Raw genomic sequence first — 12,429 nt, 5'->3', positions numbered from 1 at the left:
GAGCAGGGCTGTGAAATGCCGATTTGTTCTAAGTTAATTATTAAATAAATGAATCATGAGAAGTCGCTGATATCAGGTAATGGCATTTTAATCAGGGCCCGCCATGCAGGCTGCGAGGCGTGAGAGTTGAGGGTATTTACTATGCAAATAATTTATCTGGATTATTTCCTATCTGATTTTTAATCATATTAGGTTATTCCCAAAAAGAATTTCACTGAGGTTTTTTATGCGAATAGCATGAATTATGCAGCTGATACATGGCGCCTCCGGCCATGTTCTTTAGAAGGAAGGAAGCCTGATGACTGAAAAGTCTTTCGATACACAGAGCGCCAGTAGCTCGTTTTCCGTCAATAAGGCCATTCGCCTCACCGATGATCTGCAGGGGGCGTCAACGCTGATTCCCAACTGGCTGCGCAACTGGCGAACACCCGAAGTGTTGTTGCGCCTGGTGAGCCCGATCGCACTGCTGCTGTTGTGGGAACTGGCGTCGCAGCCGGGGCTTATCCCGCAACGGATCATCGCGGCGCCGTCGCAGATCGGTGGCACGCTCTGGGCGATGATCGTTTCCGGGGAGCTGGGCAAGCATTTGCTGGTGTCACTGCAGCGAGCGCTGCTGGGCTTGAGTATCGGCGTCAGCGTCGGTGTCGTCGCGGCACTGATCACCGGCCTGTCGAAGCGCGGCGAGGTGATACTCGATTCGCCGATGCAGATGCTGCGCACCATTCCTTCGCTGGCGCTGGTGCCGTTGTTCATCCTCTGGTTCGGCATCGGCGAGTTCACCAAGGTCGCGTTGATCGTGATGGGTACGACCTTCCCGGTGTACCTGAACCTGTTTGCCGGCATTCGCAATATCGACCCCAAACTGATCGAGGCCGCTAACACCCTGGGCCTGAACCGTCGCGAGTTGATCTGGCACGTGATTCTGCCGGGCGCCTTGCCTTCATTCTTTGTCGGCTTGCGTTACTCCCTGGGGATTTCCTGGCTGGCGCTGGTGTTTGTCGAGCAAATCAATACCACCGCCGGCATCGGTTTTCTGGCCAGTGATGCGCGGGACTTCATGCGCACTGACGTGATCGTGATCTGCCTGCTTATTTACAGTGTCCTCGGCTTATTGATCGACGGACTGATCCGCACGCTGGAGCGTTTTGCCCTGGCCTGGCGCCCAACGTTTGTGAGGACCTGATATGTCGAGCATCGATCTTTTGGAAGCGTCGAACCCTGCGCATTCAGCGGCGCCGGTACAACTGCGCAATGTCGTGCGCCAATTTGGCCAACAGCGGGTGATCGACGGCCTGGACCTGGACATCGCACCGGGCGAATTCGTCGCGCTGCTCGGGGCCAGCGGTTCCGGCAAAACGACGTTGCTGCGCAGCCTGGCCGGGCTGGACAGTATCGACAGCGGTCAGTTGTTGGTGCCCAAGGCACGGGCAGCGGTGTTTCAGGAGCCTCGGTTGATGCCCTGGAAACGTGCCTGGAAGAACGTGATTCTCGGGCTGCACATCCCGGACGCCAAGGCGCGTGCGGTGCAGGCTCTGACGGAAGTGGGCCTGGCCCATCGGTTGGAAGCCTACCCGGCCACGCTCTCCGGCGGCGAAGCGCAACGCGTGGCGCTGGCCCGCGGTCTGGTGCGCGAGCCCAAGCTGTTGCTGCTCGACGAGCCATTCGCCGCACTCGATGCGCTGACCCGGATTCGCATGCATCGGCTGATCATTGAGTTGTGGCGTAAACACACGCCGGCCGTGCTGCTGGTGACCCATGACGTGGACGAAGCGATCCTGCTGGCCGATCGGGTCATCGTGCTGGCCAACGGCAAGATTGCCGAGCAACTGACGATCGACCTGCCGCGAGCCCGGGACACGGGGCAGGAGGGCTTTCAGGCCATTCGTGCACGGCTGCTGAGTCTGTTGGGGGTTGAGGTGGAAGCCGTTGCGGTGGCTGAGCGTCAGGCCACGAACAGCACGGTCCGGCGGTTTGCCCATGGTTGATCATTTGAAACAGGGAGGTTGCGCGATGCCAATACGTGTCTGGAGATCTGCAATGTTGATGCTGTCTGGCGCGGCGTTGCTGCTCAGCGGCTGCGGCGATGCCGTCGAGACCAACGCCCCATCCACCGCCCAGTCAGATGTGTCTGGCGTCACGCTGGTGCTGGGCGATCAGGCCAAGGGCTTGCGCACGGTGGTCGAGGCGGCGAATGCCTTTGAGGGCATTGACTACAAGATTGAGTGGGCCAATTTTCAGGGCGCCGCGCCATTGTTTGAAGCCTTGCGCGCCGGCGCGGTGGATCTTGGGCCGGCTGGTGATACGCCGGTGCTCGCCGCCGCAACCGGTGGCACACCCTTGCGCATCGTTGCGGTGCGGCGCAGCCAATCAAGAGGCATTGCGATTCTGGTTCCAGCCGATTCGCCTATTCATAGCGTCGCGGATTTGAAAGGCCGCAATGTCGTGGTGTCTTCAGCCCGAGGCAGCATTTCCCAGTACCTGTTGATTCGCGCACTGGCCAATGCCGGGGTCGATGAGAAAGACGTCAACGTCGGTTTCGTCCTGCCGACCGACGCCTTATCGGCGTTCAATGCCGGGAAGATCGAAGCCTGGGCCACATTCGGTATCTATCAGGCGTTCGCCGAACAGCTAGGTGCCCGAGTGTTGATCAGCGGCGAGGGCATCAACACCGGTCTGACGTTCATCACGGCATCCGATGAAGTCCTGACCGACCCGCTCAAGCGCAAGGCGCTCAGCGACGTGTTACAGCGTTTCGCCAAGGCCTTCGAATGGGCCCGAGCGAACCCCGACGAGTACGCTCGGGTCTTCGCCAAGGTCAACGATATCCCCCTTGAAGTCTCGCAGCGGCTGCGCAGTTGGGGCGACGAGTCGCTGTTGCCGGTGGAGCCGAGGGATGTGCAGGCCTTGCAGCAAGTCGACGATTTGTTTGTGGAAAAGAAGATCTTTCCCCATCGCGTCGACGTGGAAAAGCTGACCGACGCTCAAGTGTTTTCTGCCGAGTCTCTGGCATTGAGCCGGTCAACTTCCACCCAGTAGTCCGTGCCGAAGGGCTTGGCTGAAAATACACGGTGCTGTTTAGAACGATTATTTCTTTCGGTTATTTATATAGGCTTTGGTCGCATATCCATAACCAGACAAAACACGCTGCGACGCTAAGGGTGTCTGTCATCAAAGCCGAACGCTTGTTAGGACAGATATCCGTGTCCTGTTCGCCCCATTAAGGTTGCTTCAGCATTATTTCCGGCTGTTTGATCGTCATCTTGTTGCGCTTGGGCCATTGCTTAGAATTCGTTCCATCAGCTTCGTCCAACTATTAAATCCTTCAGGGAGCAGCACCAAGATGAATGCCATGCAGATGCAAATGCCGATGAACACCACCATGCCAATGATGCCGATGATGGGCATGCCGATGATGATGGCGACCATGACCTGCGAAATGATGGACGATGGCATGATGTGCAAGATGATGCCGGCGGCGGGCATGGACATGGCCATGTTCAAGAACAGCGCTGAAATGATGCAGATGATGATGAACTGCGGCATGCCGATGATGATGCATTGCGGCAACATGAGCATGATGTGCATGTCCCAGGCGAGCATGGCGATGCCGATGATGAGCACCATGATGCCAATGCCGATGATGGGCATGCCGATGCCGTCGATGAAGTGCGTGATGGAATGCACGCTGATGGCCGACTGCATGATGTGCAAAATCATGCCGATGGCCGGCATGAACATGGACATGATGAAAAACTGCTGCACCCTGATGATGAAAATGATGAACGACTGCAGCATGCCGATGATGATGAGCTGCAATGGCATGCCGCTGATGTGCTGCACCTGCTGATCCCGGGCAGCACAAAAAAAAAGCCCCCGCGGTCCTATGGCCACGGGGGCTTTTTCATTCCAGCAGACACCTCAGATCCTTGTGGGAGCGAGCCTGCTCGCGAATGCGGCTTAACTTTCAATAAACTTGTTAACTGACACAGCGCTTTCGCGAGCAGGCTCGCTCCCACATTGGTTTTCGTTCAGTCCAGGCGTTCCGGGTACGTCACCACCAGATAGGCCACCGCCTCACTGTCGGCCGGGTTGCGGTAGCGGTGGGGCTGGTCGGCATAGAACAGGATCGAGTCGCCGGTGGAGAGCAGGTAGCGCTCGTCGTTGACGCTGATTTCCAGCACGCCCTGCGACACCACCAGGTTTTCCTGTACGCCGGGGCCATGCCCCTCGGAGACGTCTTCACCTAGCGGGCTCAGGCGCAGTTCGTAAAACTCTGATTGTCGTGCTACGTCGAACGGGAACAGCGCACGGCTGACAAAGGCACCGCTGGCACTGACCAGGCGTTTGCTCTGGCTGGCCGACAGCACCGCCACCCCTTCGAAGGCCCGATGCTCAAGAAATGCGGCCACTGACACTTTCAAGCCCTTGGCGATTTTGCACAGCACCTTGATGGACGGCACGCTGCGCCCGGATTCGATCTGCGCCAGCATTGCCCGGCTTACACCGCACTGTCGGGCGAGGGCGTCGAGGGACAGATGACGCTTGCCGCGCAGACGTTGCAGGTTCTGTGCGACCCGTTCGCAGATCGGGTCTTCTTCCAGTGGTTCCAGGTTATTCAAATCCAGCACGGGTTCGTCGGCGCTCGCCAGAAAGCGCGAGGGTTGCTGCGCGTTCATGCGTGACGCGTCTCGGTGGCTTTAGCGGCTTGCACCCAGTGAAAGGCCTGCAAGCCTGCATTGCGTGCGTACATTTCCCACATGGCCCGTGCCCGTTGCTGAGCCTGTTTGCGTTTGCGGTAGCTGGCGAAGTCGATGAGGTTGTCAGTCGGATTCATGGGGCACTTCACTGTGGTGATGAATGACGGGATGAAGTGAGAGTACGTGGATATTTTTATAACGATAAATACTGTTTTTGTATTTGTTAATGCTTTTTGGTTCTTTTTGAGGCAGAACATCAACGGCAGCGAGTGGCGGATGGGCGCAGGTGTATTATTTGGGGGCGGTGGGGGTAGGGCACAGTTGAACACTAACTACACATGACGCTAACGGCCTTCGCGGCGCGTTGCAGTTCTTGTTTAACGTCGACAGGTATCCGCTGTTTCACGAGTCGCTGTTCGAGGAATGTCTGATCGCCTCGGGTATCAACCTGAGCGTCAATAGCCGCATCCACCGCTTCCAGGGCGGCAGCATGAGCCTCTATGACCGAGTCGACCTCAGCGTCGCTCTTGGCGGCATCGAGCGCAACAATGAGTGTCGCCACTTCGTCTTCTTCAGACTTGGCATAGGCGTCTACAGACAGGCCGGCAGCCAACGCCCGCGCTCGCATTTCCACGCCTTTCAGCGTCTGCTTGGCCTCTCCACACAGCATTTCGTGTTTTTGGCTTTCGACGATTTTCCATTGGAAAAATCCATACGTCATCGTGCCGATAATCGCTACGGCGATACCACCGATCAGGATCCGTTTCATGGCTACAGTCGTGAACGTGTGGGGATTGAGAGTTCGGTGGACATCGCTTCGTTCTCTATTAGACGAAATGAAAGCGTAGCACCGGAACCGGTCTAGCCCCGTCCAACGTCAATGCAAAGACATTGGCGAAGGAGCGGCGTGTCTTCAAGATTATGGCGCATTAAGTAAACCTTTCACATCAGCCAACGTTGGAGCATGGGCTCCGGCATGACGGCAGGATAGAGACGCGCAGGCTGCAGAAAATCGCAAGCGTTCCCCTAAATCGGTGATTCCGAGTAAGTCCGATGCCAGCCAACCGGCCATGCAAGCGTCTCCTGCACCGACCGTATCGGCCACGTCTACGGCGATAGCCGGTTGCTCGTGCCGGTTGTCGGGGGTGTAGAGAACCATGCCGTGTTCACCTCGGGTAAACAGGATCTCAGCCACTGGATTAAGTGCGCGAAGCTCATCCAATGCCTGCTGTTCAGTCAGCCCTGGGTATATTTGCCGAAGGTCTTCGTCGGAAAGCTTAATCATGTCGGCCAGGGCGGTCATCGTCGGGAACGTCTGCTCCCGATAACGGCTGTCCATCAAATTACGCCAGTTCGGATCGTAGCTAATCCGTTTACCCGCGCCTTTGGCCTGCTGAGCGAGTTTTACCAATCTGTCGCCAAGCGGCTGACGCGCCAGGCTGATGCAGCTGAAATGGCAGACTTGGGCATGGTCAATCCATCCGTCCGGCATCAGGCCCGGATCGAAAAACTGATCAGCATCTCCAGCAAAAAAGTAGCGTGGCGGCCGGCTCGACGGAACGATGGCCACCAACGGATCCCGGTCTACTCGTTGGATAAAGCGCCTGTCCAGACCTGCCGCCTCTGACTGCCGGGCGATCTCGTCGCCCAGGGAGTCCGTGCTGATAGAGCCTGCGAAAGCGCTGCTGACGCCCAAGCGACTGAGCGCTCGTGCAACGTTCCAGGGCGCGCCGCCGGGATAGCCTTTCCATTGTCCGGGGATGCCTTGGACAAGGTCGGTCAGGGCTTCGCCAAATACGATTGCGCGCGGCAATACCATGGTCATTTCCTCAATATTTCTCAGAGCGATTGCTGCTGGCTGATCAGAGTCGACCGCCTGGCATCCTCACTCAATGGGTTCTGGTGAAAGGCAGGGATGGGTGAGCACCGTTGCGGTTGAACATCGTCATCGCCGTTTCGCGACGATATTCGCTGGGTGTCTGTTCCATTTCGATGCGAAAGTGCCGGTTGAAGTTGGACAGGTTTTCATAGCCAACCTCAAAGCAGATGTCCGCCACCGACATCTCTGTTTGCAGCAACAACCTGCAAGCACGCTGAACCCTGAGCTTGCGCATGAGATCGATGAAGCCGTGGCCGGTAATCCTTTTGAAGAAGCGAGAAAACCCGGGTTCGCTCATCTCCAGACGCTGAGCGATAACCGACAGGCGAATGTCGCCGGTGAGCTCCGTCAGTAGATAGTCAAAGGCCTTGTTGATGCGCTCGGAACTGCGGGCATCCAGGGTGGGCGCGTAGCAAGCGCTGGCGAGCAAGTGAACGTCATGCGCGGGCGCTTTCATCAGCGCGTTGATCAATTGCAGGAACAGAATCAAACGCTCGAGCCCTTGCGCGGGGCCTATGTCTTCCAGCAGCCGCGCGGCTTGCACAGCCGTTGCCCCCGTGAACTCCAGGCCACGACGCGCTTGTTCAAAAAGGTGTTGAAGCTCGCCAAGCTCAGGCATCGTTGCGCGTAAGGCCAAAATGGCGGCGCCATCAAACTGCAGCACCACATCGCGCCCCGTCAGGTATTCACCGGGAGCGAGATCCCCAATCCAGTCATGGGGAAGGTCGGGGCCGATGAGTGCAACATGACCTGCACCGAACGCACCGATGTAATCGCCCGCGACGAGCTTGCCGCTGCCTTGGCGGATCAGATGAATTTCGAATTCAGGGTGATGGTTCCAGCGAGCCAGGGAGTAGGGGTAGTCGTGTTCGTACCAGTGAAAGCTATGATCGGGCTCGGGAAGAATGACCTCCAACTCGGCGGGTCGCTGCTCGAACAGGGCTGCTCGGGTATCAGGCATGTCATGCCCCTTTTCAATTATTTGTTCTTGGAATGCGACCAACATACGCCTTCTCGGCCGGCACCTGCTAGCTCACGTATTGCCTGTCACTGATACTTTTTTGATCCTGGGCTGCTAATCCACGCTCGGTTAAAAAAGTATCAGATGAGCATCCGCTCTGCGTTTGTCCGGGCCTTTTTAAGCTGCTGTAATCCAGTCGTCCACCCTTGCCGGTCAGACGTATTTGATCAGCGCTGGTTAACAAACAAAAATAATAGCTCCCGTCGTCCAAGGCGCGGAGCGGAGAGCACTACGATGAACATCCCGAAAGCGCTTTTCCTTTCCGCTGGCCTATCCTTCGCCCTTGTCAGTCAAGCCGCTGAAACAGTGACCATTGCCACCGTCAACAATGGCGACATGATCCGGATGCAGCGGCTCTCCAAAGTGTTTGAACAGCAGCATCCTGATGTGAAACTCAATTGGGTGGTGCTGGAAGAAAACGTCCTGCGTCAGCGCCTGACCACTGACATTGCCACACAAGGCGGCCAATTCGATGTGCTGACGATTGGTACCTATGAAACGCCGCTTTGGGGGGCCAAGCGTTGGCTCGAGCCCATCACGGAGTTGCCACCGGAGTACGACCTGGAAGACATCTTTCCATCGGTACGCCAGGGCCTGTCGGTCAACAACACGCTCTACGCGTTGCCTTTCTATGGCGAAAGCACGATCACCTATTACCGCACCGATCTGTTCAAGCAAGCAGGCCTGAGCATGCCGGAGCATCCGACCTGGACGCAGCTCGGCGAATTTGCTTCCAGGCTCCACCAGCCTGATAAAGGGCAGTACGGCATGTGCCTGCGTGGCAAGGCCGGCTGGGGTGAGAACATTGCGCTGATGAGCACCATGGCCAACGCCTTTGGTGCCCGTTGGTTTGATGAAAAGTGGCAGCCGGAACTGTCCAGCCCAGAGTGGACAGCCGCAGCGCACTTTTATGTTGATACCCTCAAAAAATATGGCCCGCCAGGCGTGTCGAGCAATGGGTTCAATGAAACCCTCGCCCTGTTTAACAGCGGCAAATGCGCCATCTGGGTGGATGCCAGCGTCGCGGGCTCGTTCACCACCGATAAAGAGCAGAGCAAGGTCGTCGACAGTGTGGGCTTTGCGCCTGCACCGACTGAGGTCACCGACAAAGGCTCGTCATGGCTGTATGCGTGGTCGCTGGCGATACCGGCCACCTCCAAGCACAAAGACACCGCCAAGGCCTTTATCACCTGGGCAACGTCGAAAGAATACGTGCAGCTTGTCGCTAAAACAGATGGCATCACCAACGTGCCGCCAGGCACTCGGCAGTCCACCTACAACGAGGCCTATTTGAAGGCCGCACCGTTCGCGCAAGTGACCTTGCAGATGATGCAGCACGCCGATCCTGCGCACCCATCGATCCAGCCCGTTCCTTATGTCGGCATCCAGTACGTCACCATTCCCGAGTTCCAGGCGATCGGCACGTCTGTGGGGAAGCTGTTTTCGGCAGCGCTGACTGGACAGATGTCGGTGGATCAAGCACTCGCCGCCGCACAGACCTCCACCGAACGTGAAATGAAGCGCGCCGGTTACCCCAAATAGTAACGGTGCGGTGGGTGCGACTGTCCTGATTGTCTGGACACCGTTGCCTCCATCACGGACAAGCCACGCTCCCACAGGTTTAACGCAATCAATGTGGGAGCGAGCCTGCTCGCGAAAGCGATGTTCCAGTCGCCAAAGATGCATCGGATGTACCGGTCTCTTCGCGAGCAGGCTCGCTCCCACATTTCGATCTTTGTATGTCTGTTCTTAATCGGTTTAACGCCATGAATATTTCAACTGCCAAAGCTCACATGGACATTCCCCAACCGGTGCGTAAAAGCCGGTTGGCCAACCCCGGCTGGTTCCTGGTCAGCCCCTCGGTGGCGTTGTTGCTGCTGTGGATGATCGTGCCGCTGGGCATGACCGTTTACTTCTCCCTGATCCGCTACAACCTGCTCTATCCCGGTGAAAACGAGTTCGTGGGACTTGAGAACTTCAGCTACTTCCTCAGCGACTCGGGTTTCCTGCCCGGCGCTACCAATACCTTGTTGCTGGTCGGCAGCGTGCTGCTGATCAGCGTGGTGTTCGGCGTGTTGATCAGTGCGCTGCTGGAGGCCAGTGAGTTTCTCGGTCGCGGCATCGTGCGGGTGATGCTGATCTCGCCGTTCTTCATCATGCCCACCGTCGGTGCGCTGATCTGGAAGAACCTGATTTTCCACCCGGTCTCGGGGATCCTCGCCTACGTCTGGAAGTTGTTCGGCGCGCAACCGGTGGACTGGCTGGCGCACTACCCGCTGCTGTCGATCATCATTATTGTCTCCTGGCAATGGCTGCCCTTCGCGATCCTGATTCTGATGACCGCCATGCAGTCCCTCGACCAGGAACAGAAGGAAGCCGCGCGCCTGGACGGTGCCGGGCCGATCGCGATTTTCTGGCACCTGACCCTGCCGCACCTGGCGCGGCCGATTGCGGTGGTGGTGATGATCGAAACCATCTTCCTGCTCTCGGTGTTCGCCGAAATCTTCACCACCACCAACGGCGGCCCCGGCTACGCCTCGACCAACCTCGCGTACCTGATCTACAACCAGGCGCTGGTGCAGTTCGACGTCGGCATGGCGTCCGCCGGCGGTTTGATCGCGGTGGTGATCGCCAATATCGCAGCGATCGTGCTGATCCGGATGATCGGCAAAAACCTGACTGACAAGCCTTGAGGCCTGCGCCATGACCCTTCAACAATCCCGCCGTCTGCAAAGCCTGCTGCTCGGCACCCTGGCCTGGGCCATCGCGATCCTGATCTTCTTCCCGATCTTCTGGATGGTGATGACCAGCTTCAAAACCGAAATCGATGCGTTCGCCACGCCGCCGCAGTTCATCTTCACGCCGACGCTGGAGAACTACCTGCACATCAACGAGCGCAGCGATTACTTCAGCTTCGCCTGGAACTCGGTGGTGATTTCGTTCAGCGCTACCGCCCTGTGCCTGCTGATCGCGGTGCCGGCGGCGTACTCGATGGCGTTCTACGAAACCCAACGCACCAAAGGCACGCTGCTGTGGATGCTCTCCACCAAGATGCTGCCGCCGGTGGGTGTGCTGATGCCGATCTACCTGCTGGCCAAGAGTTTCGGCCTGCTCGATACGCGCATCGCGCTGATCGTGATCTACACGCTGATCAACCTGCCGATCGTGGTCTGGATGATTTATACCTACTTCAAGGACATCCCCAAAGACATCCTCGAAGCCGCACGCCTGGACGGCGCCACGCTGTGGCAGGAAATGGTCCGGGTGCTGCTGCCGATCGCCAAGGGCGGCCTGGCGTCCACGGTGCTGCTGTCGCTGATCCTGTGCTGGAACGAGGCGTTCTGGTCCTTGAACCTGACCTCGTCCAAAGCCGCGCCGCTGACCGCGTTGATCGCCTCGTACTCAAGCCCCGAAGGTCTGTTCTGGGCCAAGTTGTCGGCGGTGTCGACGCTGGCCTGCGCGCCGATCCTGATCTTCGGCTGGATCAGCCAGAAACAATTGGTCCGCGGCCTGTCGTTCGGCGCCGTGAAATGAAGATCGCCGATCCAGCGCGATCCCCTGTGGGAGCGAGCCTGCTCGCGAAAGCGGTAGGTCAGTTTGCATTGATGTCGTCAGTATCGACGTCTTCGCGAGCAGGCTCGCTCCCACAAAAAAGCCCGCCCGGCTCAACTGAATAACGACAAGTGGAGGCCCATCATCATGGCCAACCTGAAAATCAAGAATCTGCAAAAAGGCTTCGAAGGCTTTTCCATCATCAAAGGCATCGACCTGGAAGTGAACGACCGCGAGTTCGTGGTGTTCGTCGGCCCATCGGGTTGCGGCAAATCCACCCTGCTGCGACTGATCGCCGGCCTGGAAGAAGTCAGCGGCGGCACCATCGAACTCGATGGCCGCGACATCACCGAAGTCAGCCCGGCCAAGCGCGACCTGGCGATGGTGTTCCAGACCTATGCCTTGTACCCGCACATGACGGTGCGCAAGAACATGTCCTTCGCGCTGGATCTGGCGGGTGATAACAAGCAGGACGTCGAGCGCAAGGTGACTGAGGCCGCACGGATCCTGGAGCTGGAACGCCTGTTGGAGCGCAAGCCGAAGCAACTGTCCGGCGGCCAGCGCCAGCGCGTGGCCATCGGTCGCGCCATCGTGCGTAACCCCAAGATCTTTTTGTTCGACGAGCCGTTGTCCAACCTCGACGCCGCCCTGCGGGTGCAGATGCGCCTGGAGCTATCCCGGCTGCACAAAGAACTGCAAGCCACGATGATCTACGTGACCCATGACCAGGTCGAAGCCATGACGCTTGCCACCAAAGTGGTGGTGCTCAACGGCGGTCGTATCGAGCAGATTGGCTCGCCGCTCGAACTGTATCACCAGCCTGCCAATCTGTTCGTAGCAGGATTTTTGGGTACGCCGAAAATGGGCTTTCTCAAAGCCACCGTGGTTGCCAACAGTCATCAGGGCGTAGAGGTCGAGTTGGCCTCCGGTCGACGTCTGCTCATCCCTCGTGATGGCAGCACGTTGAGCAAGGGCAACGAGGTCACCGTGGGAATACGTCCCGAACACCTCAGCCTGGATGATCAAGGGCAACTGCCCATCACCACGGACGTCACCGAACGCCTGGGCAGCGACACCTTCTGCCACGTCGTCGCCAAGTCCGGTGAAGCACTTACCGTACGAGTCAATGGCGACTGCGACGTCGCTTATGGAGCGCAGCGGTGGGTCGCGCTGGACGTTGCGCATTGCCATTTGTTCGACGAGCACGGGAAGGCTGTCGCCCCGTTGGTGCGTCTCGCCGCCTGATCTCCAAGTCTCACCAATGCCCTCGATTGGGCGTA

At 58.0% G+C, this 12,429-nt stretch carries 13 protein-coding genes; 8 read left to right on the top strand and 5 right to left on the bottom strand.

What is annotated here, in order from left to right; genetic code table 11:
* Positions 1–298: 298 nt before the first annotated feature.
* From ACYZTW_RS20825 to ACYZTW_RS20810, 4 genes are all read left to right on the top strand, one after another.
* Entirely contained in the window at positions 299–1,183 is an 885-nt protein-coding gene (locus ACYZTW_RS20825; protein ID WP_462001597.1) for an ABC transporter permease, read from the top strand.
* 1 nt (position 1,184) lies between these two features.
* A complete protein-coding gene (locus ACYZTW_RS20820) occupies positions 1,185–1,985 on the top strand; it encodes an ABC transporter ATP-binding protein (protein WP_462001596.1) in 801 nt (266 codons plus the stop codon).
* Between the two features lie 25 nt (positions 1,986–2,010).
* Positions 2,011–3,036 carry an ABC transporter substrate-binding protein gene (locus ACYZTW_RS20815; RefSeq protein WP_462001595.1) on the top strand — a complete coding sequence of 342 codons (1,026 nt, stop codon included), beginning with the start codon at positions 2,011–2,013 and terminating at the stop codon, positions 3,034–3,036.
* 304 nt (positions 3,037–3,340) lie between these two features.
* A complete protein-coding gene (locus ACYZTW_RS20810; protein WP_462001594.1) occupies positions 3,341–3,847 on the top strand; it encodes a hypothetical protein in 507 nt (168 codons plus the stop codon).
* A 181-nt stretch (positions 3,848–4,028) separates the two neighbouring features.
* Here ACYZTW_RS20810 and ACYZTW_RS20805 read toward each other — a convergent pair whose 3' ends face one another.
* From ACYZTW_RS20805 to ACYZTW_RS20785, 5 genes are all read right to left on the bottom strand, one after another.
* Positions 4,029–4,676: a helix-turn-helix domain-containing protein gene (locus ACYZTW_RS20805; RefSeq protein WP_008156932.1), complete on the bottom strand. Its 648-nt coding sequence runs from the start codon at positions 4,674–4,676 to the stop codon at positions 4,029–4,031.
* Entirely contained in the window at positions 4,673–4,834 is a 162-nt protein-coding gene (locus ACYZTW_RS20800) for a hypothetical protein (RefSeq protein WP_462001593.1), read from the bottom strand. The genes ACYZTW_RS20805 and ACYZTW_RS20800 overlap by 4 nt, the downstream gene beginning before the upstream one ends.
* Before the next feature lie 191 nt (positions 4,835–5,025).
* Complete coding sequence (locus ACYZTW_RS20795) at positions 5,026–5,466, bottom strand: hypothetical protein (protein WP_462001592.1); 441 nt, start codon at positions 5,464–5,466, stop codon at positions 5,026–5,028.
* Positions 5,467–5,616: 150 nt separating this feature from the next.
* Positions 5,617–6,516 carry a carbohydrate kinase family protein gene (locus ACYZTW_RS20790; protein WP_462001591.1) on the bottom strand — a complete coding sequence of 300 codons (900 nt, stop codon included), beginning with the start codon at positions 6,514–6,516 and terminating at the stop codon, positions 5,617–5,619.
* A 70-nt stretch (positions 6,517–6,586) separates the two neighbouring features.
* The gene (locus ACYZTW_RS20785; protein ID WP_462005811.1) at positions 6,587–7,537 is read right to left on the bottom strand and encodes a helix-turn-helix domain-containing protein; all 951 of its coding nucleotides are present in this window, start codon (positions 7,535–7,537) and stop codon (positions 6,587–6,589) included.
* Positions 7,538–7,831: 294 nt separating this feature from the next.
* Here ACYZTW_RS20785 and ACYZTW_RS20780 point away from each other — a divergent pair, with 294 nt between their 5' ends.
* The 4 genes from ACYZTW_RS20780 (at position 7,832) to ACYZTW_RS20765 (ending at position 12,394) form a co-directional block, all read left to right on the top strand.
* A complete protein-coding gene (locus ACYZTW_RS20780; RefSeq protein WP_462005810.1) occupies positions 7,832–9,139 on the top strand; it encodes an ABC transporter substrate-binding protein in 1,308 nt (435 codons plus the stop codon).
* A gap of 251 nt (positions 9,140–9,390) precedes the next feature.
* A complete protein-coding gene (locus ACYZTW_RS20775) occupies positions 9,391–10,290 on the top strand; it encodes a carbohydrate ABC transporter permease (RefSeq protein ID WP_462005809.1) in 900 nt (299 codons plus the stop codon).
* A 10-nt stretch (positions 10,291–10,300) separates the two neighbouring features.
* Positions 10,301–11,131, top strand: coding sequence for a carbohydrate ABC transporter permease (locus tag ACYZTW_RS20770; RefSeq protein WP_046047128.1), 831 nt, complete (start codon positions 10,301–10,303; stop codon positions 11,129–11,131).
* Positions 11,132–11,296: 165 nt separating this feature from the next.
* Positions 11,297–12,394: an ABC transporter ATP-binding protein gene (locus ACYZTW_RS20765; protein ID WP_462001590.1), complete on the top strand. Its 1,098-nt coding sequence runs from the start codon at positions 11,297–11,299 to the stop codon at positions 12,392–12,394.
* The last annotated feature ends 35 nt before the right edge of the window (positions 12,395–12,429 follow it).

The organism is Pseudomonas sp. LB3P25, assembly GCF_054897985.1.
The sequence above is the reverse complement of the archived record's forward strand: the minus strand, read 5'-3'. Positions and strand labels throughout refer to the sequence as shown.